Annotated in this window: 22 protein-coding genes; 10 read left to right on the top strand and 12 right to left on the bottom strand. The window is 66.2% G+C overall.

The genetic code is table 11. From position 1 onward, the window contains the following. The first annotated feature begins 11 nt into the window (after positions 1-11). The 9 genes from priB (at position 12) to IM760_RS04805 (ending at position 8,554) form a co-directional block, all read left to right on the top strand. Positions 12-299, top strand: coding sequence for a primosomal replication protein N (gene priB, locus IM760_RS04845; protein WP_228233236.1), 288 nt, complete (start codon positions 12-14; stop codon positions 297-299). A gap of 21 nt (positions 300-320) precedes the next feature. Continuing rightward, the gene (rpsR, locus tag IM760_RS04840) at positions 321-551 is read left to right on the top strand and encodes a 30S ribosomal protein S18 (RefSeq protein ID WP_161384846.1); all 231 of its coding nucleotides are present in this window, start codon (positions 321-323) and stop codon (positions 549-551) included. Positions 552-566: 15 nt separating this feature from the next. Next, positions 567-1,019: a 50S ribosomal protein L9 gene (rplI, locus tag IM760_RS04835; RefSeq protein ID WP_138772676.1), complete on the top strand. Its 453-nt coding sequence runs from the start codon at positions 567-569 to the stop codon at positions 1,017-1,019. A gap of 130 nt (positions 1,020-1,149) precedes the next feature. Next, complete coding sequence (dnaB, locus tag IM760_RS04830) at positions 1,150-2,541, top strand: replicative DNA helicase (protein ID WP_204427413.1); 1,392 nt, start codon at positions 1,150-1,152, stop codon at positions 2,539-2,541. A 7-nt stretch (positions 2,542-2,548) separates the two neighbouring features. Further along, positions 2,549-3,616: an alanine racemase gene (alr, locus tag IM760_RS04825; RefSeq protein WP_204427412.1), complete on the top strand. Its 1,068-nt coding sequence runs from the start codon at positions 2,549-2,551 to the stop codon at positions 3,614-3,616. 102 nt (positions 3,617-3,718) lie between these two features. Then, entirely contained in the window at positions 3,719-5,083 is a 1,365-nt protein-coding gene (radA, locus tag IM760_RS04820; RefSeq protein ID WP_204427411.1) for a DNA repair protein RadA, read from the top strand. Positions 5,084-5,155: 72 nt separating this feature from the next. After that, positions 5,156-5,806, top strand: a complete 651-nt coding sequence (locus IM760_RS04815) for a potassium channel family protein (RefSeq protein ID WP_204427410.1) — start codon at positions 5,156-5,158, stop codon at positions 5,804-5,806. Continuing rightward, positions 5,803-7,173 (top strand): TrkH family potassium uptake protein, encoded by a 1,371-nt coding sequence (locus tag IM760_RS04810; protein WP_204427409.1) that lies wholly within the window; start codon positions 5,803-5,805, stop codon positions 7,171-7,173. Before IM760_RS04815 ends, IM760_RS04810 begins: the two co-directional genes overlap by 4 nt. 10 nt (positions 7,174-7,183) lie before the next feature. Then, positions 7,184-8,554: a TrkH family potassium uptake protein gene (locus IM760_RS04805; protein ID WP_204427408.1), complete on the top strand. Its 1,371-nt coding sequence runs from the start codon at positions 7,184-7,186 to the stop codon at positions 8,552-8,554. 6 nt (positions 8,555-8,560) lie between these two features. Here IM760_RS04805 and IM760_RS04800 read toward each other — a convergent pair whose 3' ends face one another. The 11 genes from IM760_RS04800 to fdhD form a co-directional block, all read right to left on the bottom strand. Beyond that, on the bottom strand, positions 8,561-8,992 hold the full coding sequence (locus IM760_RS04800) for a hypothetical protein (RefSeq protein WP_204427407.1): 432 nt from the start codon (positions 8,990-8,992) through the stop codon (positions 8,561-8,563). A 133-nt stretch (positions 8,993-9,125) separates the two neighbouring features. Then, a complete protein-coding gene (locus IM760_RS04795) occupies positions 9,126-10,229 on the bottom strand; it encodes a PepSY-associated TM helix domain-containing protein (protein WP_204427406.1) in 1,104 nt (367 codons plus the stop codon). Between the two features lie 17 nt (positions 10,230-10,246). Continuing rightward, positions 10,247-12,364, bottom strand: coding sequence for a TonB-dependent receptor (locus tag IM760_RS04790; protein ID WP_204427405.1), 2,118 nt, complete (start codon positions 12,362-12,364; stop codon positions 10,247-10,249). An 81-nt stretch (positions 12,365-12,445) separates the two neighbouring features. Then, positions 12,446-13,249: a DUF547 domain-containing protein gene (locus IM760_RS04785; RefSeq protein ID WP_204427404.1), complete on the bottom strand. Its 804-nt coding sequence runs from the start codon at positions 13,247-13,249 to the stop codon at positions 12,446-12,448. 26 nt (positions 13,250-13,275) lie between these two features. Further along, positions 13,276-14,883, bottom strand: a complete 1,608-nt coding sequence (locus IM760_RS04780; protein WP_204427403.1) for a methyl-accepting chemotaxis protein — start codon at positions 14,881-14,883, stop codon at positions 13,276-13,278. 162 nt (positions 14,884-15,045) lie between these two features. Next, a complete protein-coding gene (locus IM760_RS04775; protein WP_204427402.1) occupies positions 15,046-17,190 on the bottom strand; it encodes an FAD-dependent oxidoreductase in 2,145 nt (714 codons plus the stop codon). Positions 17,191-17,392: 202 nt separating this feature from the next. After that, entirely contained in the window at positions 17,393-18,436 is a 1,044-nt protein-coding gene (locus IM760_RS04770) for a methyltransferase domain-containing protein (RefSeq protein ID WP_204427401.1), read from the bottom strand. Between the two features lie 81 nt (positions 18,437-18,517). Beyond that, entirely contained in the window at positions 18,518-19,780 is a 1,263-nt protein-coding gene (locus IM760_RS04765; protein ID WP_204427400.1) for a sensor domain-containing phosphodiesterase, read from the bottom strand. A gap of 103 nt (positions 19,781-19,883) precedes the next feature. Next, positions 19,884-20,489 (bottom strand): hypothetical protein, encoded by a 606-nt coding sequence (locus IM760_RS04760; RefSeq protein ID WP_204427399.1) that lies wholly within the window; start codon positions 20,487-20,489, stop codon positions 19,884-19,886. A gap of 27 nt (positions 20,490-20,516) precedes the next feature. Continuing rightward, the gene (locus IM760_RS04755) at positions 20,517-22,844 is read right to left on the bottom strand and encodes an FdhF/YdeP family oxidoreductase (RefSeq protein ID WP_204427398.1); all 2,328 of its coding nucleotides are present in this window, start codon (positions 22,842-22,844) and stop codon (positions 20,517-20,519) included. 37 nt (positions 22,845-22,881) lie between these two features. Next, positions 22,882-23,715 (bottom strand): formate dehydrogenase accessory sulfurtransferase FdhD, encoded by an 834-nt coding sequence (gene fdhD / locus IM760_RS04750; protein WP_204427397.1) that lies wholly within the window; start codon positions 23,713-23,715, stop codon positions 22,882-22,884. 167 nt (positions 23,716-23,882) lie between these two features. Between fdhD and IM760_RS04745 the strand changes: the two genes are divergently transcribed. Further along, entirely contained in the window at positions 23,883-24,521 is a 639-nt protein-coding gene (locus tag IM760_RS04745) for a Fic/DOC family protein (RefSeq protein ID WP_204427396.1), read from the top strand. Positions 24,522-24,864: 343 nt separating this feature from the next. On the opposite strand, the gene ettA is transcribed toward IM760_RS04745, so the two are convergent. Beyond that, a complete protein-coding gene (gene ettA / locus IM760_RS04740; protein ID WP_204427395.1) occupies positions 24,865-26,532 on the bottom strand; it encodes an energy-dependent translational throttle protein EttA in 1,668 nt (555 codons plus the stop codon). Positions 26,533-26,663 lie beyond the last annotated feature (131 nt).

Below are 26,663 nucleotides of genomic sequence, written 5' to 3'. Positions count from 1 at the left end.
ATCACTGCCAGTTGACCGGCGTTGTCGCCCGTCTCGAGAAGACGGCTATCACACCGGCCGGTGTGCCCCGCCAGCGGTTCTGGCTGGAACACCGCTCCCGGCAGGAGGAAGACGGTCATCCCCGTGAAGTCCAGGTACGTCTCGCCGTGGTTCTGGTCGGCCGCAAAGCCGAACTGATCCAGGGTCTGAAGGAAGGACAGAACGTGCGGGTGACGGGGTTTCTCAGCCGGGCCGGTTACAAGGGCGAAGCCCGTGACCGGGTGCAGTTGATTGCGGAAACACTGGTGCCCCTGGACTAAGGAATCGAGAGGAGATTATCCATGGCCCGTTTTTATCGCCGTCGCAAGTTCTGCCGCTTCACCGCGGAAGGTGTGGAGTTCATTGACTACAAGGACCTCGACACCCTGAAAGCCTACATCACCGAAACCGGCAAGATCGTGCCCAGCCGCATCACCGGCACCAAGGCGCGCTATCAGCGTCAGCTGGCCACCGCTGTCAAGCAGGCCCGCTTTCTGGCGCTGCTGCCGTACTCCGACAGCCACGACAATTAAGCCGAGGGGACCGTCATGCAAGTGATCCTGCTGGAAACCATCAAGAACCTGGGTGACCTGGGTTCCGTGGTGGACGTTCGCCCCGGTTACGGCCGTAACTTCCTGATCCCGCAAGGCAAGGCTCTGCCCGCCACCAAGGACAACCTGGCCGAGGTGGAAACCCGCCGCGCGGAACTGGAAAAACAAGCCGCCGAGCAACTCAGCGCCGCCGAAGGCCGTGCCGAGAAGCTGGCCGAAGCGAGCATCACCGTGGCCGCCAAGTCCGGCGACGAAGGCAAGCTGTTCGGCTCCGTGGGCACCGCCAACATCGCCGACGCCATCACCGAGCAGAGCGGTGTGGAAGTGGCCAAGGCCGAAGTCAAACTGCCCTATGGCGCGATCCGCCAGACCGGCGAGTACGACATCGACCTGGCGCTGCACGCCGACGTGACCGTGACCATCAAGCTGGTGGTGGTGCCCCAGGAGTAAGCACTCCTCGCACCCACGGTCGTCGCCGTTTGCCCCTGGTGGGGCGCGGTGACAGAATCAAGGGCACCGTCCGGTCTCGGGCGGTGCCTTTTTCGTTGTTACCCTTTGTGTTTCGCCACCCGGACCCGCCATGAACGAACCCCTGAGCCTGGACGACCACCTGCCGGATAACCTGCGCCTGCCGCCCAATTCCCTGGAGGCGGAACAGGCGGTGCTGGGCGGCCTGCTGCTCAACAACGAGGCCTGGGACGACGTGGCCGAGCGGGTCGGGGCGAAGGACTTCTATCGCAAGGAACACCGGCTGATCTTCCAGGTGATCGGCCAGCTGGTGGAAGAAGAGAAGCCCAGCGATCTGGTCACCGTGTCCCAGGCGCTCACCCATCTGGGGCAGCTCGATGACGTGGGTGGCATGAGCTATCTCTCGGAGCTGGCGCGCAACACGCCCAGCGCCGCCAACATCACCGCCTATTCCGACATCGTCCGTGAGCGCAGCATTCTGCGCCAGCTGATCCAGGTGTCGCACAGCATCGCCGACCAGTCGTTCAACCCCAAGGGCCGGCCTTCCCTGGAAATTCTCGACCACGCGGAATCGTCGATCTTCGAGATCGCCGAGCAGCAGAAAAAGGGCTCCGGCCCCCAGGACATCAAGTCGGTGCTCAAGAAGGCGGTGGACCGCATCGACGAGCTGTACAAAAACAAGAACTCGCTCACCGGTCTGACCACCGGTTTCGAGGAGCTGGACAAGATGACCGCCGGCCTGCAGCCCGCCGACATGGTGGTGGTGGCCGGCCGGCCGTCCATGGGGAAGACCACCTTCGCCATGAACCTGTGCGAGAACGTGGCCCTCAAGGCACACAAGCCGGTGCTGGTGTTCTCCATGGAGATGCCCGCCGACTCCATCGTCATGCGGATGCTGTCGTCCCTGGGGCGCATCAACCAGGGCGCCATCCGCTCCGGCCGCCTGGAGCAGGACGACTGGCCGCGCATCACCTCGGCGATCCAGATGCTCAGCGAGCAGAAGTTCTATATCGACGACACCCCGGCGCTGAGCCCGCTGGAAATGCGCGCCCGGGCGCGCCGGGTGGCGCGGGAGTGCGGCGGCGAGCTGGGCATGATCATGGTCGACTACCTGCAGCTGATGCAGGTGCCGGGCGCCGACAGCCGGGTCAACGAGATCTCCGAGATCTCCCGTTCCCTGAAAGGGCTGGCCAAGGAACTCAACTGCCCGCTGATCGCCCTGTCCCAGCTCAACCGTTCCCTGGAGCAGCGCCCCAACAAACGCCCGGTGATGTCCGACCTGCGGGAATCCGGGGCCATCGAGCAGGACGCCGACTTGATCATGTTCCTGTACCGGGACGAGGTCTATAACCAGGAAACCACCGAGAAAGGCATCGCCGAGGTGATCATCGGCAAGCAGCGGAACGGCCCCATCGGCACCGCGCGCCTGGCGTTCCGCGGGGAGTTCACCCGCTTCGACGACCTGGCGCCGGAGTATTACCAGCAATACAGCAGCGACGAGTAACGCGCCCATGCGTGGTACCCGGCTGGAACTGCGACCCGGAGCCCTGGCTCACAACGCCCGGCGCGCCCGCGCCCTGGCCGGCGGCGCCCGGGTGTTCGCCATGGTCAAGGCCAACGGCTACGGCCACGGCCTGGGGCTGGCGGCCCGTGCCCTGGCCCATCAGGTGGACGGCCTGGGCGTGGCGCTGATGGAAGAGGCCCAGGCGCTGCGGCACCTGGGGCTGGCCCACCCGCTGCTGGTGGCGGAAGGCTTCTTCGACGCCGACGAGCTGGCCCTGGCCGCCCGCCTGCACGCCGAGGTGGTCGTGCACTCCCCCTGGCAGGTGGATCTGCTGGTGGCGCAACCGCGCCCGGTGGGCGTCTGGCTCAAGGTCAACACCGGCATGAACCGGCTCGGCATGGCGCCGGACCTGGCCCGCGCCCAGGCGGCCCGGCTGCGCGGCCTGAAGGGCGTGCGGCTGCTCGGCGTGATGAGCCACTTCGCCTGCGCCGACGCCGCCGACGACACCCGCACCGCCTCGCAGCTGGCCCTGGCCCGGGCCCTGGCCACGGAACTGCGCGTGCCGCTCAGCGCCGCCAACTCCGCCGCCCTGATTCGCTACCCCGAGGCCCGCGCCGACCGGGTGCGCCCGGGCATCATGCTGTACGGCTCCTCGCCGTTCGCCTGGCGCGCCGCCGCCGATCTGGACCTGCGCCCCACCCAACGCTTCAGCGCCCGCCTGATCGCCATTAATCCGGTGCAGGCCGGTGACAGCGTCGGCTACGGCGCCACCTGGACCGCCGACGGCCCCGGCCGGGTCGGGGTGGTGGCGGTGGGCTACGGCGACGGCTATCCGCGCCACGCCCCCAACGGCACCCCGGTGGCGGTCAACGGCCACCGCACCCGGCTGGCCGGCCGGGTGTCCATGGACATGCTCACCGTGGACCTGAACGGCATCGACGCCCGGGTCGGCGACGAGGTGGAACTGTGGGGCGACGTGGTCAGCGCCGATGAGGTGGCCGCCGCCTGCGGCACCATCAGCTATGAACTGTTCTGTCAGATCACCGCGCGGCCGGTGCGGGTCATCGCCGACTAGCGATGACGATTCAGGATACAGGATGAAGGATACAGAGGCAGGCACCGTGCCTTTTCCTGAATCCTGTATCCTGCATCCTGTATCGTTTTCAAAGAGGTTTCCGTGGCCAAGAAGAAAACCGCTTTCGTGTGCACCGAGTGCGGTGCCGACTTCCCCAAATGGCAGGGCCAGTGCCCGGCCTGCGGCGCCTGGAACACCCTGCAGGAATTCGTGGTGGACCCGGCGACGCCGAAAAGCCGTGGCGCCGAGCGCACCGGTTACAGCGGCGAGCTGACCGAAGTGCGCAACCTCAACGAGATCGTCCTCGAGGAAACGCCGCGCATCGGCACCGGCATGGGCGAGCTGGACCGGGTGCTGGGGGGCGGCCTGGTGCCGGGCTCGGCGATCCTGATCGGCGGGCACCCGGGGGCCGGTAAGTCCACCTTGCTGCTGCAGGTGATGTGCCGTCTGGCGGACACCGAGTCCTGCCTGTACGTGACCGGCGAGGAATCCCTGTCCCAGGTGGCGATGCGCGCGGACCGCCTGAAGCTGCCCAAGGAAAAACTGCGCCTGGCGGCGGAAACCGACGTGGAACAGATTCTGGACCTGGCCCGCAAGGAACGGCCGCGCCTGCTGGTGGTGGATTCCATCCAGGTGATGTACCTGGCCGGCCTGCAATCGGCGCCGGGCTCGGTGGCCCAGGTGCGCGAGTGCGCCGCCGCCTTGACGCGATTCGCCAAGCAAACCGGTACCGTGTTGCTGTTGGTGGGCCATGTCACCAAGGACGGCACCCTGGCCGGGCCCAAGGTGCTGGAGCACATGATCGACTGCTCGCTGATGCTGGAAGGCTCCACGGACTCCCGCTTCCGCACCCTGCGCGGGCTCAAGAACCGCTTCGGCGCGGTCAACGAGCTGGGCGTGTTCGCCATGACCGGCGAGGGCCTGAAGGAAGTGAAGAACCCGTCCGCCATCTTCCTCAACCGCGCCGAGGAGATCGCCGCCGGTTCCCTGGTCACGGTGGTCTGGGAGGGCACCCGGCCGCTGCTGGTGGAGCTGCAGGCGCTGGTGGACGCCAGCCACTTCGGTAATCCCCGGCGGGTGTGCGTGGGCCTGGAGGCCAACCGTCTGGCCATGCTACTGGCGGTGCTGCACCGCCACGGTGGCATTCAGGTGGGCGACCAGGACGTGTTCGCCAACGTGGTGGGCGGCGTCAAGGTGGCGGAGACCGCCGCCGACCTGGCCCTGGTGCTGTCGATCGTGTCCAGTTTCCGGGACCGGCCCCTGGGCCGCGACCTGGTGGTGTTCGGCGAGATCGGCCTGTCCGGTGAGATTCGCCCGGTGCCCCAGGGGCAGGAGCGGCTTTACGAGGCCGTCAAACACGGCTTCAAGCGGGCCATCATCCCCAAGGCCAACCGGCCCCGGCAGCTGCCGGAGGGAGTCGAAGTGGTGGCGGTGGCCACCCTGGCCGAGGCCCTGGAACAACTGTAGGAGCGGCTTCAGCCGCGAACCGGGCATCATTCGCGGCTGAAGCCGCTCCTACGAAAAACCGAAGGAGCGAGAATGAAAAAGCAATTCGCGATCATGGGCCTGGGCGGCTTCGGGGAAGCCGTGGGCGTGGAGCTGGTACGCCTGGGGCATGAAGTGCTGGGCGTGGACTCCGACGAGACCAAGGCCAACCAGCTGGCCGACAGGCTCACCCAGGTGGTGATCGCCGACGCCACCGACGAGGCCTCGCTCAAGGAGCTGAAACTGGAACGCTTCGACGCGGTGCTGGTGGCCATCGGCGAGAACATCGAGGCCAGCATCCTGTGCACCATGCACCTGGAATCCCTGAAGGCCAGGGAAGTGTGGGTCAAGGCGATCACGCCCACCCACCACAAGATCGTGGAGAAGCTGGGCGCCGAACGCATCTTCCATCCGGAGTACGAAATGGGGCTGCGGGTGGCGCAGACCATGGCGCACCCGAACATGCTCGACTACCTGGCCCTGGGTGACAATTACTTCGTCATCGAGGTGCGCCCCGGCGAGGTACTGGACGACCGGCCGTTCTCGGAATTGAAGATCGATCCGGAAAAAATCCGCCTGCTGGCGATCAAGCACGGCAACAGCGTTACCTTCGAGCCGGCGCCGGACTACCGGCTGCGCCGCAACGATCACCTGGTGCTGCTGGGTGACGAAAAAGCCCTGCGCGAGTTCACTTCCAGCCTATGAGAAGCTGGCTGCCCCGGCTGCGCGGCCGCGTTACCCTCAGGGCGCGCATGCGCCGCGCCTGGCGGCTCAGCCCGCCGGCCCTGCTGGCCGGCGGCTTCGCGGTGTTCATCCTGATCGGCACGCTGCTGTTCTGGCTGCCGTTCGCCAGCCATGAGGGCCTGTCGCTCTGGCAGGCGCTGTTCACCGCCACCGCCTCGATCACCGTCACCGGCCTGTCGCTGGCGGACCCGGCCCGGGACCTGACCCTGTTCGGGCAGATCGTGGTGATGGTGCTGTTCCATGTGGGCGGGCTGGGCCTGATGACCTTCGCCGTGCTCACCGTGCTGGCCCTGGGCGGGCGCCTGGGGCTGGGTGGCCAGCGGGTGGTGCGCGAGGCCATGAACCAGACCTCCCCGGGGGACGTGATCCTGCTGGTGCGTCAGGTGGCGTTGCTGGCGCTGACCCTGGAACTGACCGGCGCGGCGGTGCTGGCCACCGCCTGGGTGCCGGAGATGGGCTGGGCGCGCGGGCTGTGGATGAGCTTTTTTCACGCCGCCTCGGCGTTCAACAACGCGGGCGTGTCGATCCTGCCCGAGGGCCTGGCGCCGTGGGCCGCCACGCCCCTGATCACGGTGGTGATCACCGGGCTGTTCATTATCGGTGGCCTGGGCTTCACGGTGATCAACGACCTGTGGCGCGAGCGTCGCTTCGGCCGCCTCAGCCTGCACAGCAAGCTGACCCTCGCCGGCACTCTGGTTCTGGCGGTGTCCGCCTGGCTGATGGTGATGGGCTTCGAGTGGAGCAACGGCAACACCCTGGCCGCGCTGGCGCCGGAGCAACGCCCCTGGCTGGCCTGGTTCATGGCGGTGGTGCCGCGCAGTGCCGGTTTCGCGGTGGTGGACATCAGTGTCGCCTACGCGCCCACGGTGCTGCTCACCATGTTCCTGATCTTTATCGGCGGTGGCAGCAATTCCACCGCGTCCGGCATCAAGGTGAGTACCTTCATGGTGGTGATTCTGGCCACCCGCGCCTTCCTCACCGGCCGCCAGCGGCCCACCGCCTTCAAACGCATGGTGTCGCTGAACTCGGTGTTCCGCGCCTACACGGTGGTGGTGCTGAGCCTGCTGATGGTGATGCTGGGCTGTTTCCTGCTGGTCATTCTGGAGCCGGAAATGCGGCCCATGGACGTGCTGTTCGAAGGGTTCTCCGCGTTCGGCAACGCCGGCATGACCCGCGGCATCACCGCCGACATGTCCATGGCCAGCCAGGCCATCGTGATGGTGCTGATGTTCGTGGGCCGCGTCGGCCCGCTGGCCCTGGCGTTCTCCCTGGCCCGGCCGCGCCCGGTGCGGCTGCGCTACGCGGAGGACGAGGTGCAGATCGGGTGAGGGGGGCGCCGTGAAGAGCTGGCAGCCGCGTATCAGCGGGCGCCTCAGCCTGCGGGCGCAACTGCGCCGGCCCTGGCGTTTCAGTCCGCCGGCGCTGCTGGCGCTGAGTTTTCTCGCCTTGATCCTGATCGGCGGCCTGCTGCTGTGGCTGCCGATGGCCAGTCACGGCGGGCTGGGCCTCGGCCAGGCCCTGTTCACCGCCTGCTCGGCGGTGACCGTCACCGGCCTGGTGGTGGTGGACACCGGCAGCGTGCTGACCGGGTTCGGCCAGGCGGTGGTGTTGGTGTTGATCCATCTCGGCGGGCTCGGCCTGATGACGTTCGCCGGGCTCACCATTCTCGCCCTGGGCGGGCGGCTCGGCCTGGGCGGCCGTCGGGTGGTGCGCGAGGCACTGGACCAGACCGCCCCCGGCGACGTGCTGGTACTGGTCCGGCACATCGCCATTCTGGCCTTGTCCCTGGAGCTGGTCGGGGCGTTGCTGCTGGCGCTGGTCTGGGTGCCGGAAATGGGCTGGGGCGAGGGGCTCTGGTTCAGCGTCTTCCACGCGGTGTCCGCCTTCAATAACGCCGGCTTCGGCCTGCGGCCGGACAGCCTGATCCCCTGGGCCGGGCAGCCGCTGGTCAATGTCGTCATCACCGCGCTGTTCATCACCGGCGGGCTGGGCTTCACGGTGATTCTGGATCTCTGGCGGCGGCGCCGTTTCGCCCGCCTCACCCTGCACAGCAAGCTGACCCTGGCCGGCACCGCCATTCTGGCCCTGGGCGGCTGGCTGCTGATGCTGGGCTTCGAATGGCGCAACCCGGACACGCTTGGCGCGCTGCCGGTGGCGGACCGGCTGTGGGCGGCCTGGTTCACGGCGGTGACGCCGCGCACCGCCGGCTTCAACAGCGTGGACACCGGCGCCCTGGGCATGCCCGCCACCCTGCTGACCATGATGCTGATGTTCATCGGTGGCGGCAGCAACTCCACCGCCTCCGGCGTCAAGGTGACCACCTTCATGGTGGTGTTGCTGTCCACCCGGGCGATTCTGCGTGGCGAGCAGCAGCCGCGCCTGTTCCGCCGGGCGGTGGCGCTGGCCGCGGTGTTCCGCGCCTACGCGGTGGTCATGCTCAGTGTCATGCTGCTGATGCTGGCGGGCTTCGTGCTGGTCATCCTGCAACCGCAGATGCGGCCGCTGGACGTGCTGTTCGAGAGCTTTTCCGCGTTTGGCACGGTGGGCCTGTCGCGGGGCATCACCGCGCAGATCGGCGCGCCGGGGCAGGGGATTCTGATGCTGCTGATGTTCGTCGGCCGCATCGGGCCGCTGGCGTTCGCCTATGCGCTGGCGCGGCCCAATCCGGCCCGGGTGCGCTATACCGAGGCGGAGGTGCAGATCGGTTGAGGGCGCTCAGAGGCCGTCGGCGGCCAGATTCACCCGCCGGTCCCGCCACCAGCGCCAGGACGCCACGGTGTCGAAGAACAGCGCCACGGAATTGACCATCACCACCATCACCGCCAGCAGCCATTCGTCCCATTCCAGGGCGTCCGGCCCCCAGCCGCCGATCAGCCGCGCCACCAGCGCCGCCTGCAGCGGCACCCAGGCCAGCAGGTGGGGCAGTGCCAGGGCCCGGTTCAGGGAGGCGTAGCGCCAAAGCGTGAGGCCATTGGTGGCCATCACGAAGGCGCTGGCCCAGGCCACCGCGTGGCCGCTGGCGGTGTGCAGCATGAAGAAGCCGGCGGCGTTCACCGGAATCAGCACCAGCAGGATCCACAGACGCATCCAGAGCGGCAGGCGGCGGTAGGAATCGTGAATGCGATCCAGGCGTTCGATATGGCTCATACGGTCCCTCGTGGCGCGCGTTGCTTCGGTCGGCGGGCCGACCGGTGCGCTACCTTGAAGGAAGCGGCGTGCCCGCCGCGTGAGGGGGCGCCCGGTAGCGGCCGCCGCTTAGATGGTGGCGGCGGCGCCGGTTTCAAGAGTGGCGGGCCCGCCGGTGCCGGGCCTTGCGCACCAGTCGGCGCTTTTTCCACCACAGGTACAGGCCGGTGAAAAACAGCAGCCCGGGCAGCAGGCCGCCGGCCACCACCAGCCAGCGGCCCACCAGCCCCAGGGCGTCGCCGTTATGGAGAGGGAACTGCCAGACCAGAAACTGGCTGCCGGCGGCCACCGTCAGCGGATCCCAGCGCTCCAGCAGCGCGCCGCTGTAGCGGTCCACCCAGACCCGGGTGGCCGGATAATGGCGCCAGGCTTCGCCGGGCTGGTTGTAGGCGAGGATATAGGGCGACCGGGGTTCGGTGGGCAGATAGACCCGTTTCAGGGTGGCGCCGGGAAACACATCGGCGCCCGCCGCCACCGCCTGATCCACGTCCAGGGAAGGGGCGTCCGGCGCCGGCGGCGCGGACCGGGGCGCCGGGCGGGGCTCCAGGGGCAGCACGGTGCCCACCAGGCTGGCCAGCGGGCCGGGAAACACCAGCGCCACGCCGGAGAACGCCACCACCATCAGCACCGGCAGGGTCAGCACACCGACGCTTTTGTGCAGGTCATGGTTGAGACGGAAGGCACCCTTGTCGGTGCGGATGGCCAGGGCGCCGCGCCAGCGGCCCTGGCGCGGCCACCACAGGTACAGGCCGCTGAAACCGAAAAACAGCAGGCACAGACCGGCCACGCCCACCACGTACTTGCCGGGGGTGCCGGCCAGCAGCGTGTAATGCAGCCGGTACACCCAACTGGTGGGGTAGACGCCCCACTGGCGCACCGCCACCACTCGGGCGGTGTCCGGTGCCACGCTCACTTCCAGCGGGCCGGGGGCGCCGTCGGGCCCGGCGAACCGTACCGTGTGGGCGTCCCCCGGTGCCGCCAGATACAGCCGTTGAGCGGGCCGGTCCGGCACCGCCCGGCGGGCGGCCTCCACCACGTCGGCCAGCGGTGCCCGGGCGCCGTCGCCTTGCACGCGCACCGCCGGCGTCAGCCAGCGGTCCAGGGTATCGTGAAACACCAACAGACTGCCGGTGAGGCCGATCAGGGTGAGCAGAACGCCGGCGATCAGGCCGGCGTATTTGTGCAGGGTGAACAGCATGACTCGCCCGGGAAATCTCAGAAGTCGAGATTGTACCCGAGGCTCACCACGCGGCCACGGCCGGCGAAGTAACGCTCGTCCAGGTCCGAGGCGGATTGCGAAAAGAAGGTGATGTACTGCTCGTTGAACAGGTTCTCCACGCCCAGGGTCACCTGCCCCCGGGCCAGCCGGTAACCGGCGAACAGGTCGAACAACTGATAGCTGTCGAAGTTCGCGTTCCGGCCGTTGATCCGGTCGTAGCGGCGGCTGAAATAGTGATTGCCCTGCAGCTGGGTGGTGAGCCGGTCGTTCCAGTTGGCCTGCCAGCGCACCGTCACCCGATCCGGGGAGATGTTGCGGGCGTCCATGCGCTGGTCCGGCACGCCATTGCCGTTGCTGTCCTCCTCGCCGCTGACGTGGGCGTAGCCGACGCTGACCCGGTGCCCTTCGCGCACCCGCCAGCCCAGGTCCGCTTCCACGCCATGGATATCGGTGGCCTTGCGCTCCACCTCGTAGACGCCGTTATTGAGCACCAGCACCGAGCCCAGATCGGCGTTGGACTGGTAATAGCTCAGTTCCAGGTCCGCGGCGCCCCGGTTCAGGCGCACGCCGATTTCCTGATTTTCGGTGACGATGGGTTGCAGGTCCACGTAGTCGTCCACGTCCTGGCCGGGCTGGTTGACGCCACGCAGCACCCGGCCCACGTCGGGCATGCCGAAGCCCTCGGAGTAGTTGGCGAACCATTGCATCCAGTCGGTGGCCCGGAACACCAGGCCGCCGTTGAACAGGGTTTCCTCGAAGCTGGGGCTGCCGCCGGTAACGGTGTGGCCGCCGTAGGACGCCAGCACCTGGTAGGTGTCCACGTTCAGCTTGGCGTATTCGTGGCGGGCGCCGCCGTGCACGGTGAGCCGGTCGGTGAGCCGGTAATCCAGTTGCAGGAAGGGCGCGGCGTTGCGGAAGCGGGCTTCCGGCACCCAATCACGGCCGGTGAGCACCAGCACCTGACGGGTTTCGTCCTGGAGCAGGTCCAGCCCGGCGGTGACCTTCAGGCGGTCGTCGAGCAGGCCGTCCCGGTTGACGGTGAACTTGGCGCCGTATTTCTCCGATTCGTTCTGGGACTGGTCGTAGACATTGGGGCCGTAGGCCGGGTCCTGGTAGGTGCCGAAGGTGCCACCGCCGTAGCGGGCCCGGAAGCGTTGGCTGTAGAACTGTACCTTCAGATCGTTGCCGGCCAGATCCAGATGCCGATAGGCGAGGCTGGTGGTCAGCGCCTGGTTGCGCACCGGCCGGCCGCGCGGGACGCCTTTCCGCGAGGTGGCGGGCACGCCGGCGGCGCGATCACCGGGCACGTTCACGTAGTCGTGGTTGCCCTCCAGTTCGAAGCGGTTGACGCTCAGTTCCAGGTTCTGATTGTCGTCCAGCCAGTAGCCGAGCTTCACGAACAGGTCGTGGCTCTCGGAATCCATGATGTCGCCCTGGGCCTCGTCCACGCCGATGGCGCGACCGTCGCCGTCATAGAACAGACCCCGGGACCGGTAGCTGCCGCCGAGCAGGTAATCCCAGTCGCCCTGGATGCCTTCCACACGGTAGTCGGCCTGGTAGCCCAGACCGTCGGACTCGTAGTCGGTGGGGGCGCTGACGCCCACCCCCACATGCTGTTTGAGCGCGCCGCCCTGGGGGCGGCGGGTGACGAAATTAATGATGCCGCCGGTGGCCCCCAGGCCGTGTTCGGCGCTGGCGCCGTGGATGATTTCTATGCGCTCCACCATGGCCAGATCTATGGTGTAGCCGTCCCGGGAGCCGTCCCGCAGCGGGTTGGACTGGGGGATGCCGTCCACCAGAAACAGCGGGTCCCGGCCACGGAAGGTTTCGCCGGCGTTGGTCAGCTTCTGCCGGCTCGGCGAATAAGAGGGCAGCAAATTGCTCAACACCTGGGCCTGGTCCCCGCTGATCGCCAGTTGTTCCTCGATCTGCTCGCGGGTGACCACGGTGATTTTCTGTGGCGTTTCGCCCAGCGCGCTGTTGGTGCGCGTGGCCGTTACCGTGACCGGTTCCAGTTGATTGTCGCCGGTTTGCGCGACCGCCGGGGAAAGCGGTGCCGCCAGGGCGGCGGCCAGGGGCAACAGAGTGAATCGTCGGCAAGCGAAGCGGAACATGACGTTCCTCCGGGATATTGTCAGTTTTGTAAGGGCCGGAGGAACCTATAGAGAATGAGAATTATTGTCAACCAAGCGGCTTCAACGATCCTCGCCGTTCAGTGACCAGTCGTACTTCAGGAAATCAATCTCCAGTTGATCGTCGCGCAGAGCGGGACGGGCCGCCGCCGGCACGCCCAGGGTGTCCCCATGGGCCGCCAGCCAGGCGCCCAGGCTGCCGGCCGCCGCCACGAAGTCTTCCCGGTACCAGTCGAAGATCGACGACACCCACAGCGTGCCGTCCTGGTAGCGGTTGCGGCGACGGTCGGAGAGAAAGCGGCGGGTGCTGTCGTCGAGTTGCCGGTCCAGGGCGTCGCCGGTGTAGGCCTGCGGACGCAGGGCCGGACAACCCACCGAGGCGCAGTTCACCGCGAAGTGGATGCGCGCATCCATCAGCGCCGGGTTGCCGCGAATCAGATCGTGCTCCACTTCATCCAGAGTGCGCCGCTCGCCGAGCAGGGTGAAAAAGCGCTGGCTCCAGGGCCCGCGAAAAATCGATCCGATATCGCGGATCGAGGCGGGTCTGGCATCCTGGCGCAGAATCAGTTCCACGGTAAAGGCGTTGTAAGCATTGATCAGAAACGCCAGCCGGTCGGCGCGGGACCATTGTTGAAAGCGGTCCGCGTCCACCGTGCCGAGCCGGTCCAGATAGGCCTCCAGGGCCGGCCGGTCGGCGGAGAAGCCGTCGTAGTCCACCGTGGAGGCCACGCCGTCCCGCTGCCAGGTCACGTGCTCCCGCAGCAGTGCGTCCCAGGCGCCGTGATCGAAGCGCTCGGCGGCAAACGCCGGTGGCGCGACCAGGGCCAGGAGCAACAGTCCTGACCACCATGGATAAAGACGGCGCATAACGGTTCTCCGTGGCCCCTGGGTTTTCAGTAGGACGTGTCCGGGTCATGCCGTGAGGATAGCCGCTCCGGTGTGCCGGTGGAGGGAGCGTCGGCGGCCTTGAAGAAGCCCATTTCCTTGAGCAGCGCCCGGGCCTGGTCCTGAAGCGATCGGCTGGCGGCACTGGATTGCTCCACCATGCTGGCATTCTGCTGGACCGCCGCGTCCATTTGCGAGACCGCCAGGTTGACCTGCTCGATGCCCTGGGACTGTTCCCGGCTGGCCACGGCGATTTCGCCCACCAGGCTGGTGACCTGATCCACGCCCTTGGCGATATTGCTCAGCGTGTCGGCGGCCCGGTCCACCAGCGCGGTGCCCGCGTCCACCCGGTTCACGCTTTCGTCGACCAGCGTTTTGATCTCGCGGGCGGCCTCGGCGCTGCGTCCGGCCAGGCTGCGCACCTCGCCGGCCACCACCGCGAAACCACGGCCCTGCTCACCGGCGCGGGCCGCTTCCACCGAGGCGTTCAGCGCCAGCAGATTGGTCTGGAAGGCGATTTCGTCGATCAGCGTGACGATGCTGGTGATCTTGCGGCTCGAGCCACTGATCTCCGCCATCGCATCGATGGCCTGACGGGCGATCTCGCCGCCTTCCCTGGCCTGGTCGCTGACCCGGTGCGCCAGCCCGTCCGCCTCGCCGGCGTTGTCGGCGTTCTGACGCACGGTGGACGTGATCTGGTCCATGGAGGCGGCGGTTTCTTCCAGACTGGCGGCCTGGTCCTGGGTGCGCCGGCTGAGATCATCGGTGCCCTGGGAGATCTCGGTGGAGGCAATGCTCACCGATTCGGCGTTGCCTCTTACCGAGCGCACCACCTGGGAAAATTTCTCCTGCATACTGCGCAGATCACGGAGCATATCGCCGAATTCGTCCTGGCAGGTGATATGGGTATCGTGGTCCAGCCGTCCTTCCGACAAAGCACGGGCCAGGGCTCGCGCCTTGCCCAGCGGAGTCATGATGCCGCGTACCAGCCAGGTGGCCAGCAGTAGCGCCACCACCACGGAGACGGCCATCAGACCCAGCACCAGGCTGCGTGAGTGCCGGTAGCTGGCCAGCGCATTCTGATAATGGCTTTCCGCCTGTTCACGGTTGCGGGTGACCAGGGCATTGATGTTTTCCAGCACGCCGGTGTAGTCCTCGCGGACTTTTCCGGTGGCCAGCGTGCGCGCCTGATCGAAGTCGCCGGCCATCATCAGACCATTGAGTTCATTCAGATCCTTGCGCAGGGCGGTCAGCCCTTCCTGAAAACGCCCGGCCAGGGCGCGCTCCCGCTCGCCACTGATTCGTTGCGGAAAATAGTCGCTCCAATAGCGATCGATAAGAAGGTCGTTGTCCTTGACCTGCGCGGCCAGTTCCCGGGCCCGCGCGATGTCCCGGTCCCGCTGCGCGGCGGTGATCTTTACCCGGGTGTCCAGCAGCGCATCGCGCACCGCGCCCAGGTCGACCAGAGTGATCAGATTCTGGTTGTAGGTTCGGTCAAGATCCTCCCGCACCGAGCTGGTGCTGAGGATGCCGACCACGCCAATGGCGATCAGCAGAACGATACAGAGACCCAGACTGAGCGAGAGCCTGAGTTTGACACTTTTGTTCAGAAACATAGAAGGGGAGCCTTGTGTGAAGATATCTGCGCGGGGCGGCGTCCCGGGCGGGAGTGATCTGCCGCTTGAATGACGGGCGTCCGTGTCGCCTGACTTATCGGCACGTCGTGGCGGGATTTAACAGCTTGCAGATATTTTCTTTAAAGGCTTTGACCCTTCACGCTATCTTCGCGCGGCGTGAAAGCGCTGCACCCAACGCAGCAGTTTTTCCGGCTTGTGCGCCTTCTTCCATTCGCCGGCGGCGAACTTGTTGGCCTCGGCGCGGGTGGGATAAATGTGAATGGTGCCGAGAATTTTATTCAGGCCCAGACCGTGCTTCATGGCCAGCACGTATTCACTGATCAGATCCGATGCCGCTTCACCAACGATGGTCACACCGAGAATGCGATCCTTGCCCGGCGGTGTGAGGACCTTGACGAAACCCCGGTCGCTGCCGTCGGCGATGGCCCGGTCCAGATCGTCGATGCCGTAGCGGGTCACCTCCACCGCGATGCCTTTTTCCCGGGCCTCCTGTTCATTGAGGCCGACCCGCGCCACCTCCGGCGCGGTGAAGGTGGCCCAGGGGATCACCCGGTAATCGGCCTTGAAGGTTTTCAGCCCGCTGAACAAGGCGTTCACCGCGGCGTACCAGGCTTGATGGGCGGCCACATGGGTGAACTGGTAGGGGCCGGCCACATCGCCGCAGCCGTAAATATTGGGAAAGCGCGTGCGCAGTCGTTCGTCCAGATCCAGGGTGCCGTCGTCGCGGGTGGCGATGTCCAGTGTCTCCAGCCCCAGGCCGGCGGTGTTGGCGCGCCGGCCCACCGCCACCAGCACCGCGTCGAACGGCAAGCGGCGCTGACCTTGTTCGCTCTCCGTATGAACACGCTGCTCGCCGTCCTCGATGCTGAAGCGGATGGCCTTGTGGCCGGTGAGCACTTGCACGCCGTCCTCACCCAGCGCCTTGGCCACCGCCCGGGCGGCGTCGTCGTCTTCCCGGGGCAGCAGGCGGGGGCCTTGCTCCACCTGGGTCACCTGGCTGCCCAGCCGCGCGAAGCTCTGCGCCAGCTCGCAACCGATCGGGCCGCCGCCCAACACCAGCAGCCGCGTTGGCAGCTCGGTGACCTGCCAAAGATTCTCCGACGTCAGTACTCGTACCTGATCGATACCGGGAATCGGTGGCACCAGCGGGCGGGCGCCGGTGGCGAGGACGATGGCGCGACCGGTCAGCCGCCGCTCGCCCTCCGCCGTTTCGATGGCCACCTCCCAGGGCGACACCAGCCGTGCGCGCCCCTGGATGCAATCGACGCCCAGGGCCTGGTAGCGCGCCACGGAATCGTGGGGCTCGATGCGCCCGATGACCCGCTGAATGCGCGCCTGGATATCGGCGAAATTGAACTCCGTGGTAATGCGCTTGAAGCCGTACCGGTCGGGCTCTTTCTCCAGATGCGCCAGGGACGCGCTCTTGATCAGCGCCTTGGACGGCACGCAACCGGTATTCAGGCAATCACCGCCCATTTTCTCCGCCTCGACCAGCGACACCTTCGCCTTCACCGTGGCGGCGATATAGGCGCTCACCAGTCCCGCGGAACCGGCACCGATCACGATCAGATTGCGGTCGAAGTGTTTGGGCTTGTCATGGCCGCGATACACTTTGCGACGCCGCACCACCGCCAGCACCGCCTTGGCCAGCCAGGGGAACAGGCCCAGCAACACAAACGCTCCCAACAACGTTGGCGACAGCAGTCCGTACAACCGTTCCAGCTCACCCAACTGCGTGCCCGCGTTCACGTACACCGCGGTCCCCGCCAGCATCCCCACCTGGCTCACCCAATAAAAGGTCCAGGTCTTCAACGGCGTCAACGCCATCACCAGATTGATCACGAAAAACGGAAAGGCGGGAATCAAACGCAACGTAAACAGATAAAAGGCCCCGTCCTTCTCCACCCCCGCATTGATCTTCTTCAAGCGCTCGCCAAACCGCTCCTGCACCGCATCCTTGAACAGAAACCGCGCCGCCAGAAACGCCAGCGTCGCCCCCACGCTGGACGCGAACGACACCAAAAACAACGCCACCCAGAACCCGAACAACGCCCCCGCCGCCAACGTCATGATCGCGGCCCCCGGCAAACTCAACGCCGTCACCAACACGTACAACGCGAAAAACCCGCCCAACACCGCCACCGGATGCTCCCCGGCCAACGCCTGAAACGCCCCCCGCTGCTCCTTCAAATAATCCAGACTCAGAAACCGACCCACATCGAAAAAGAAGTAGCCCGCCACCAGCGCCACGATCACCAACAGCAACGCGACCTTCTTAATGCTCATAAATCACCCTTATCCACTGGGACGTTCTTGGCCGGCGACTGGCAACCACACCTTTACGCATGCGATGAGCCGGCTTCGGTTTTGTCCTTCCAGGACCTTTGAAGACAGGGATGTCTGAAAAGAGCCTCCAGGGATGGATTCACGGCGTGTCCTGGAAGGGCAAAACCGAAGCCGGCGCCCTCACTGGAGGGCAACGTCTCCACTAACAACAAGCACTGGACGACGCATCGGCGTCACCCTCCTCGAACGGCACCCTCAATCCACACCCCTCAAAAATCCCAAAATGCCGCGAAAAGTCCCCCACGAAATCAAAATGCTCCGCGAACCGGCTCTCCGCCAACATCCGCCAGGTATTCCCACACACCGGAAACACCCGCCCGGCCTCCATCACATGATGACCGTCCAGCACGAAGGCCTCCGGCTGCTCCGCCAGCGTCCCCCGGTAAATCACCGCCTGCCCGTAATCCTCGCAGGCCGGCTCCAACGCCTCGATATTGAACAACCGGTAAGTGGCGGAGTAGAAACGCAGGTTGCCCAGCTTCGCTTCGATGGCCGGGTTGTCCACGGTCAGGCGCCGCGATTCCACCAGCCGGGGATCGGCGAACCCGCGGCCCCTGGCCAGATGGAGGAAATCGTTCCAATACAGCGCCCCCGCCAGACACTCGCCGTACAGCACCGGGTCCCTGGTCAGCGCCGCGGGCACCCGCCGATCCGCGTACACATCGGAAAAATAGAACTCGCCGCCGGGCTTGAGCAGCCGCTTCACGTCACCGATCACCTTGGCCTTATCGGTACTCAGGTTGATCACGCAGTTGGACACCACGATATCGAAGCCGCCGTCTTCCAGGTCCAGGGCGTCCAGTTCCTCGATATAGCCTTTCAGAAAACGCACGTTGCTCTCGGCGAATCCGAACGCTTGCCGATGGTAATCCCGGTGGCGCCGGGCCACGGCCAGCTGCTCGTCGGTCATGTCCACGCCGACCACCTCGCCGTGCTCCCCCACCAGCGCGGACAGCAGGTAGACGTCGCGGCCGGAGCCGCAGCCCAGATCCAGAATCCGCCGCCCTTCCAGCGCCGCCGGCGCCACCAGACCGCAACCGTAATAGCGGCTCACCACCTCTTCGTGGAGGCGTGCCAGCAGGGGTTTCAGATGGTCCGGCGGGGCCTGATCGCAGCAGGCATTGGTCTGCAGATCCTGGCTGCCGGTGAGATGTTGGCCGTAGTACCGTTGAACGTCGTCGCGCACGCTGCTGTCTCCCGAGGTTCGGAATTAGGGGGCCGCTGTCCGGCAGCCTATAACCGGAACGGGTGATGCTCCGTGAAGACGTTAAGCGCGGGGCGGGGATTCGTCCACCAGGGTGAAGTGGAGCGCGTCCTCGATGGGCATCGGCTTGCCGACGAAATACCCCTGTACCTTGGCCACGCCGAGCCGCCGCAGGGTGGCCAGTTCTTCCCGGTTCTCCACGCCTTCGGCGATAACGCGCGCGCCGATCACCTCGCCGAAACGGATCAGTGCCGCCGCCAGCGCCTGCCGGGCACGGTCGCGGTGAATATCCCGGATCAGGCTGATGTCGAGCTTGATGATCTCGGCCTCCAGCTCCAGCACATGCTGGAAACTGGCATAACCGGCGCCGGCATCGTCGACGGCGATGTCCACCCCTTGTTCCCGTAACGGCGCCAACGCCTGGCGCAGCGCCGGATAATCGACGATGCGCGCGTGCTCCGTGATCTCCAACAAAACACGCTCGGCCGGCCAGCCATGCAGAACGCTGGCCAGTTCACCATCAAGGATTTGCTCGGGGGAGACGTTCAGGGAAAGGTAAGAGGTCTTCGGCAAGGGCGCGGCGGTTTGCAGAGCGGTTTGCACCGCCAGCTTTTGCAATTCCAGTCCCAGGCCCACCCGGTCGGCCTCATCGAACCACTGGTTGGGCGGTCGATAGGGTTCGGTGTCAAAGCGTGTCAGGGCCTCGAAGCCCACCACCCGGCGTTGTTCCATATGCAGGATGGGCTGAAAGACGGTGCGCAGGCGCCGGTGCCGGAGCATGTCGAGAATTCGCTCCCTGGTTTCGCGGTCGCCGGCCGCCCGTTCCAGGCTCTGGCCGATCAGGCGGCCGGCGAACTCGGCGAAGGCGCCGAGCAAAGCCTGGTCCCTGGGGCCCAGGTTCCGGCCGGTTTCGTGGTCAAAGCAACAGAAGGTGCCGAACAAGGAGCCGTCCGGCAGATGAACGGGCACGCCGATGTAGTTGGCGATATCGAGCGCCTGCGTCACCGGCATGTTCCGGGTCAGCGGATGCAGCGCGGTGTCCGCCACGATGCCGTCCAACTCGCCGTTGGCGATGTAGTGGCAGTAACTGTCCTGGAGCGGGTGGCTGTCTCCGGGAGCCAGCCTGCCGGGAGAGTGCTTGCTGTCCACATGCCGGATGACGCGCTGCCCACCCAGAAATTCCGCGATGAACGCCACGTCCATGCCCAGGTGCGTTCTCAAAGTCTTGAGAATATGCTCGATATTCTGAACATGGTGGCTGCCGTCAGCACCCAGCCGCTTGTCGGCCGCCGCCAACAACGGCGTGATCAGGCTGTCGTTATCCATGGCCAATCCAGCCGAACCGGAGAATACGTTCAGGCTAAAGTCGCTCCCGATAAAGTCAATATAAAGGGCCTTGCAGTCAGGCGATGCGCGCCGGGCCCGATGCTCAGAGCCGACCCCGGGGGCGCGGTGAGGAACCGGCGCCACCGGAGAATCGGTGCCGGCGCCAGCGGCGTTCCCAGCCGATTCCGCTGACCAGCCCCAGCAATAGACCGCCGGCGGTAAGCGCCGGCCGCCATCCGGCGGGATCGATCCCCGCTGTGCGGCTGGCCACCGGTAAATAGCGTGTGGCGGCGCCGGGGCGGCGGCTGAATCGTTGTAGATAAGCGCCAATACGGTCGCCGGAGGCCACCGGCGTCGGGCTTTGCACGGTGAGCCGCACCGGGCCCGGACCCGGCCAGGCGACGCGCACCTCACAGCGATGACCGAGCCACAGTAAAAAAGGGTCGCGGTGGCAGCTGGCCAGCGCCGAGACCGTGCCGGTGCGCAGGGCCCTGCCTTTATCCGCGTACAGCACCGTGGCGATATCCATGGCCGCGGTGGGGATCAGAAAGCCCACCGCCAGGCAAAGCATCACGCGCAACCGGCCGACGACCCTGTCGCCGTCGGCGCCTTGTTGTGGATGGGCGTGGCCGTGGCGGCAATGGCGCAGGTCCAGTACCGCCAGGGTCACCAGTGCCGCCAGCAGACCCGCCAGGCTCAGTGCCAGCAAGCCGCTCACCGGCGTGGCCCGCCGTGGTCAGGCGATGCGCGCCGGGGCACGGCTGGCTTCCAAACGAATGGCGATCAGCTTGGAGGTGGGCGTGAAGCTGCCGTCGCCGTAGCTGTCCATGGGCACAAGCGGGTTGGTTTCCGGATAATAGGCGGCGGCCTGGCCGGCGGGCACGTCGTACTCCAGCAGGGTGAAATCGCTCACCCGCCGCTCCACGCCGTCGCGCCACAGCGACACCAGATCGATTTTATCGCCGGGCCGGAAGCCCAGGCGCCGGATGTCGGCGGCGTTGACGAACACCACCTTGCGGCCGTTGTGCACGCCCCGATAGCGGTCGTGCAGACCGTAGATGGTGGTGTTGTACTGATCGTGGGAGCGCAGGGTCTGCAATACCAGATCCGGCGTGTCGCCACGGGCCAGGATGCCGTCATCCACCAGATTGTCCGGCAATGCATTCTTGGCCAGCAAGGCGCGGCCGCTGTCGGTGTGCCACTGACGGTCGCGGGCCGGGTTGCCCAGGTAGAAGCCGCCGGGGTGTTTGAGCCGCTGGTTAAAGTTCTCGAAGCCGGGGATGGTGTCCTGGATCAGGTCACGGATGCGGTCGTAGTCCGCCACCAGCGCGGACCAGTCCACCGGCGTCTTGCCCAGGGTGGCTTCGGCGATGCCGGCAAGGATGGCCGGTTCCGAGCGCATCTGCTCGGACAGCGGTTTCAGCTGGCCATGGGAAATGTGCACCATGGAGAAGGAGTCCTCCACGGTGACGCCCTGGGGGCCGGCCGCCTGACGGTCGATGTCGGTGCGCCCCAGACAGGGCAGAATCAGCGCTTCGGTGCCGCACACCAGATGGCTGCGGTTGAGCTTGGTGCTGATCTGCACGGTCAGGTCACAGCTGCGCAGGGCCTCGTGGGTGCGCGGGGTGTCCGGGGTGGCCTGGGCGAAGTTGCCGCCCAGCGCCAGGAACACCTTGAGCTTGCCCGCCACCATGGCCTGCAGGGTGGTGATCACGTTATAGCCCGGCTCCCGGGGCGGCGGGAAGCCGAAGCGTTTTTCCAGAGCGTCCAGCAGCGCCGCCGGCGGCTCGTCGGCGATGCCCACGGTGCGGTCGCCCTGTACGTTGGAGTGGCCGCGCACCGGGCACAGGCCGGCGCCTTCGCCGAACTGGCCGCGCAGCAGCTGCAGGTTGGCGATTTCCTGGATGGTGGGCACGGAATGTTTGTGCTGGGTGATGCCCATCGCCCAGCAGATGATCACCCGCTTGCTGTCGCGGTGGATGCGCGCCGCCTGTTCGATGACGCCGCGGCTCAGTCCGGACTGGGCCTCGATCCGTTCCCAGGAGGTGGCGTCCACCTCGGCCAGGTAGTCGTCCAGGCCGGTGGTGTGCTCGGCGATAAAGGCGTGGTCGAACACCGGCGCGCCGCCGCTCTCCGTCGCCTCCCGGTCCCATTGCAGCAGCCATTTAACCATGCCGCGCACCGCCGCCATGTCGCCCCCCAGGGCCGGGCGGAAGTAGGCGGTGTTCAGCGGCGAGGAACCGCCGGTGAGCATTTCCTTCGGGTCCTGGGGCGCCTGGAAGCGTTCCAGGCCGCGCTCGCGCAGCGGGTTGAACACCGCCACCTGGGCGCCGCGCTTCACCGCGTCGCGAATCGGCTCCAGCATGCGCGGGTGGTTGGTGCCCGGGTTCTGGCCAAACAGGAACAGGGCATCCGCCTTGTCAAAATCCTCGAAGGTCACGGTGCCCTTGCCGGTACCGATGCTTTCGGCCAGGGCCACGCCGCTGGCTTCGTGGCACATGTTGGAGCAATCCGGGAAGTTGTTGGTGCCGAAGGCGCGCACGAACAGCTGATAGAGAAAGGCGGCCTCGTTGCTGGCCCGGCCGGACGTATAGAAGGCGGCCTGATGGGGGCTGTCCAGGCCGTTCAGATGGCGGGCGATCAGCGCGAAGGCGTCGTCCCAACGGATCGGCTCATAGTGGTCGGTGGCGCGGTTGTAGACCATCGGCTCGGTGAGCCGGCCCTGGAACTCCAGCCAGTAATCGTCCTGCTTGAGCAGATCGGAGACGCTGTGTTTCTCGAAAAAGGCGGCGTCCACCCGGCGGCTGGTGGCTTCCCAGTTCACCGCCTTGGCGCCGTTCTCGCAGAATTTGATCATGCCGCCCTGGGGCGCCTCGCCCCAGGCGCAGCCGGGGCAGTCAAAGCCGTTGCTCTTGTTGGTTTTGACCATGGCGAACAGGTTCTTGAACGGCTGCTTGCTCTCGAACCAGTGGTCGGTGACGGCGCGCAACGCGCCCCAACCGGCGGCGGGGCCCGGGTAGGGCTTGAAGCGCAGCCGATCGGCGGGGGTATGAGGATCACTCATTGGGGGTCTCCATGTTCCCGGGGCCCGAGTCCGGGGGTCAGGGTGTCGGGCTGTACAGTCGCGGCGCGCCCTGCCGAGGCTGGTGAATCAGATTCAGCGCACTGCGCCGTGCCTGGCGCACGCTCAGCGAGGACGGCGCGGACAGGCTCACCAGGGTGCCGGCGCCGGCGCGCACCGCCTTGTGGATCAGCTCCAGTCCGCAGCGGCTGGTGATCGCCAGGAAGCCGTCCGCCGGATCCAGGCCCCGCCGGACGCAGGCGCCGATCAGCTTGTCGAGCGCGTTGTGCCGGCCGATGTCCTCCCGGCAAAGGCGCGTTTCGCCGGCGCCGTCCACGTAGATCGCCGCGTGCATGGCGCCGCTGTGGCGCGCCAGCCGCTGGGTGGCCTCGAAGCGCTTGCGCAGTGCCTCCAGGTGCTCCGGCGGCGGTAACGGGCTTCGGGCGCGCTCTGGCAACGGTGGCAGCGCCTGATCCAGCGCCTCCACCCCGCACAGGCCGCAGCCGCCGGTGCCGGCCTGGCCGCGCCGCTGCTGCTTGAAACCGGCGAAGGCCCGGCTGCTCAGCGTCACCGCTGCTTCCACCGCGTCTTCCAGGGGCGTCAGTTCGATGTCGTAGAGGGCGCGGGCGTCGTCCACCAGACCGGCGGTCAGGGTGAAACCGGTGACGAAGTCTTCCAAGTGTTCCGGAGTGGCCATCATCACCGCGTGATTGATGCCGTTGTAGCTGATCGCCACGGCCACCTCGGCGGCCAGGGCCTGCTCGCCGATGGCGCCATCGGCGCCGTATTCCCGGTAGTCGAAACGGGGGGACGGGTCGTTGAGCGGTAAATCCGCGGGCTCTTGCCCGGCGTCGTGCCGGGGCGGGGAGGTCATGCCGGTGCCTCTTGCGGTTGGCGTCTGCGGTTATCGGCCAAAGGATAGGCGCTTTGCGAGCGCCGTCCAAATAACCAATGCCTATCGGCCAATTGGCGCCCATGCTGCCTTGGCCGCCGTGTGTAAATCACTGATGCTAGGAACACTCGGCGAAGTGAGGGCACGTTATGAATCAAGGGCGTTACGATACGGCCGGTTCCCCGGAAGGGGAGTGGGAGCCCGGCTCTGAGGAGAGTGTGCTGGCCAACGAGCTTGGCGTTACCAACCCTGATCTGATGGACCAGATTGAACTCGATGGCCTGAATTACCTTTATCAGAGTGTGTACGAGTCCGTGACCGAAGACGAAACCCTCGGCATGGAGGACCTGGTTGCCTGGCACAAGGAATGGCTGGGGGGTATCTATGCCTGGGCGGGCCAGTATCGGACCGTCAATATGAGCAAGAACGGCTTCCCGTTCGCGGCCGCCGCTCAACTGCCCAGGCTCGTCGAGGAGCTGGACCAGGTGATCCAGGGGTCAACGCCTTGTCTCGATATGACCGATGAGGATCTGATCTCCGCCATCGCTAGAGTCCATGTTGAATTTGTTCTTGTGCACCCTTTTCGGGAAGGCAATGGGCGCATCGGCCGGTTGCTGGCGGATATCATGGCCCTTCAGGCGGGTAAGCCGGGCTTGGATTTTTCCAGTTGGGACCAGGACCGGAAGGCTTATTTCGCCGCCATTCAGCAGGGGCTTGGTGAGGAATATGGTTTGATGGAGGCGTTTGTCAGGCAGGCTTTGCAGGATGCCGAGTCGGATGCTTCTTGAGTTTGGCCTTGATCGCTTTCACGGACTTGCCGGTTTCGATGGCGGTGGAGCTGGCCACGGAGCGCGCGCGAGCATGCCAGTCTCCGCCAGCTTTGCGGAGGTGGGGGTTGGTCTTGGAGAGAGGCGCGGTGCCATGTTTGCGATTCATGGCGCCATTATACTCGCCGACAAACCGATCTTGAAGGCCGTTTCAGCTAGGCCGCCGGGTGGGCCGCCTGAACCGCCCGAGAGCGGGCTTTTCGATCGGGCCTGACGCCGCCGTCATCGCGGCTGAAGCCGCTCCTACCGGGGCGAACCGTTGTAGGAGCGGCTTCAGCCGCGATCATCCATCGTTCCGGCGGGCTTACACCTCGATGCGCTTGTACTTCATGCGCTTGGGCTGAAGGGCCTCGTCGCCGAGTTGTTTGCGGCGGTATTCCTCGAACTCGGTGTAGGAGCCCTCGAACCATTCCACCTGGGCGTCGCCCTCGAAGGCCAGGATGTGGGTGGCCACCCGGTCCAGGAACCAGCGGTCGTGCGAGATCACCACCGCGCAGCCGGGGAACGCCAGCAGCGCTTCTTCCAGGGCGCGCAGGGTTTCCACGTCCAGGTCGTTGGTGGGCTCATCGAGCAGCAGCACGTTGGCGCCCTGTTTGAGCAGCTTGGCCAGGTGCAGACGGTTGCGCTCGCCGCCGGACAGATCGCCGACCCGTTTCTGCTGGTCGCCGCCCTTGAAGTTGAAGCGGCCCAGGTAGGCGCGGCTGGGCACCTCGTAGTTGCCGATTTTCAGGATGTCGTTGCCGCCGGAGACTTCTTCCCAGACCGTCTTCTTGGGGTCCAGGTCCTCGCGGCTCTGGTCCACGTAGGCCAGGTCCACGGTCTCGCCCTTGTCGATCTCGCCGGAATCCGGGGTTTCCTCGCCGGTGAGCATGCGGAACAGGGTGGTCTTACCGGCGCCGTTGGGGCCGATGATGCCGACGATGGCGCCGCGCGGGATCGAGAAGTCCAGGTGCTCGTACAGCAGCTTGCCGTCGAACTGCTTGCTGACGTCCTTGATCTCGAACACTTTCTCGCCCAGGCGCTCACCGGGCGGGATGTACAGTTCCTGGGTTTCGTTGCGCTTCTGGAAGTCCTGGCTGGCCAGTTCCTCGAAGGCGTTGACCCGGGCCTTGTTCTTGGCGCGCCGGCCTTTCGGGTTCTGGCGCACCCATTCCAGCTCTTTCTCCACCGTCTTGCGGTGCGCGCTTTCGCTCTTGGCTTCCTGCTCCAGGCGCTGCTCTTTCTGTTCCAGCCAGGAGGAGTAGTTGCCTTTCCAGGGGATGCCCTCGCCGCGGTCCAGTTCCAGAATCCACTCGCAGGAGTTGTCCAGGAAGTAGCGGTCGTGGGTCACCGCCACCACGGTGCCGGGGAATTCGTGCAGGAAGCGCTCCAGCCAGGCCACCGACTCGGCGTCCAGGTGGTTGGTCGGCTCGTCCAGCAGCAGCATGTCCGGGGCGCTCATCAGCAGCCGGCACAGGGCCACCCGGCGGCGCTCACCGCCGGACAGGTTGGCCACGTTGGCGTCCCAGGGCGGCAGGCGCAGGGCATCGGCGGCGATGTCCAGGCGGCGCTCGATGTTGTGGGCGTCGGTGGCCTCGATGATGTTTTCCAGTTTGGCCTGTTCCTCGGCCAGCTTCTCGAAGTCCGCGTCTTCTTCCGCGTAGGCGGCGTACACCTCTTCCAGGCGGGCCTGGGCGTTGCGGATCTCGGACAGGGACTCCTCGACGATCTCGCGCACGTTCTTGTCCGGGTCCAGCTCCGGCTCCTGGGGCAGGTAGCCGATATTGATGCCCGGCTGCGGCCGCGCCTCGCCCAGGTAGTCCTTGTCGACGCCGGCCATGATCCGCAACAGAGTGGATTTCCCGGCGCCGTTGAGGCCCAGCACGCCGATCTTGGCGCCCGGGAAAAAGGACAGGGAAATGTCCTTGAGAATCTGCTTTTTGGGCGGGACGACCTTGCCCACCTTGTCCATGGTGAAAATGTACTGGGACATAGTAAGGAACTGCCTGAATTCACTGTGGAAGGCCCGCCGTACGGGGCGCGGGCGGAATGGCGCCTAAACTAACCGAACCGGGCCCGGGATGAAAGCCCGCGGGGCGCGGGGCTAAAGTTCGCCGGCTCGTC

This window comes from Alloalcanivorax marinus (assembly GCF_016906305.1).
GTDB lineage: Bacteria > Pseudomonadota > Gammaproteobacteria > Pseudomonadales > Alcanivoracaceae > Alloalcanivorax > Alloalcanivorax marinus.
Note: the sequence above shows the minus strand (reverse complement) of the source record. Positions and strands in the feature narration are given on the sequence as shown.

Bases quoted from the DNA above. Each gene is read 5' to 3' on its own strand.
- IM760_RS04745 (WP_204427396.1), top strand. From the start codon at position 23,883: ATGAATCAAGGGCGTTACGATACGGCCGGTTCCCCGGAAGGGGAGTGG.
- IM760_RS04785 (WP_204427404.1), bottom strand. From the start codon at position 13,249: ATGCGCCGTCTTTATCCATGGTGGTCAGGACTGTTGCTCCTGGCCCTG.
- alr (WP_204427412.1), top strand. From the start codon at position 2,549: ATGCGTGGTACCCGGCTGGAACTGCGACCCGGAGCCCTGGCTCACAAC.
- rpsR (WP_161384846.1), top strand. From the start codon at position 321: ATGGCCCGTTTTTATCGCCGTCGCAAGTTCTGCCGCTTCACCGCGGAA.
- fdhD (WP_204427397.1), bottom strand. From the start codon at position 23,715: ATGACCTCCCCGCCCCGGCACGACGCCGGGCAAGAGCCCGCGGATTTA.
- IM760_RS04795 (WP_204427406.1), bottom strand. From the start codon at position 10,229: ATGCTGTTCACCCTGCACAAATACGCCGGCCTGATCGCCGGCGTTCTG.
- IM760_RS04815 (WP_204427410.1), top strand. From the start codon at position 5,156: ATGAAAAAGCAATTCGCGATCATGGGCCTGGGCGGCTTCGGGGAAGCC.
- IM760_RS04790 (WP_204427405.1), bottom strand. From the start codon at position 12,364: ATGTTCCGCTTCGCTTGCCGACGATTCACTCTGTTGCCCCTGGCCGCC.
- IM760_RS04755 (WP_204427398.1), bottom strand. From the start codon at position 22,844: ATGAGTGATCCTCATACCCCCGCCGATCGGCTGCGCTTCAAGCCCTAC.
- IM760_RS04765 (WP_204427400.1), bottom strand. From the start codon at position 19,780: ATGGATAACGACAGCCTGATCACGCCGTTGTTGGCGGCGGCCGACAAG.
- IM760_RS04800 (WP_204427407.1), bottom strand. From the start codon at position 8,992: ATGAGCCATATCGAACGCCTGGATCGCATTCACGATTCCTACCGCCGC.
- IM760_RS04810 (WP_204427409.1), top strand. From the start codon at position 5,803: ATGAGAAGCTGGCTGCCCCGGCTGCGCGGCCGCGTTACCCTCAGGGCG.
- IM760_RS04780 (WP_204427403.1), bottom strand. From the start codon at position 14,883: ATGTTTCTGAACAAAAGTGTCAAACTCAGGCTCTCGCTCAGTCTGGGT.
- ettA (WP_204427395.1), bottom strand. From the start codon at position 26,532: ATGTCCCAGTACATTTTCACCATGGACAAGGTGGGCAAGGTCGTCCCG.
- rplI (WP_138772676.1), top strand. From the start codon at position 567: ATGCAAGTGATCCTGCTGGAAACCATCAAGAACCTGGGTGACCTGGGT.
- IM760_RS04775 (WP_204427402.1), bottom strand. From the start codon at position 17,190: ATGAGCATTAAGAAGGTCGCGTTGCTGTTGGTGATCGTGGCGCTGGTG.
- dnaB (WP_204427413.1), top strand. From the start codon at position 1,150: ATGAACGAACCCCTGAGCCTGGACGACCACCTGCCGGATAACCTGCGC.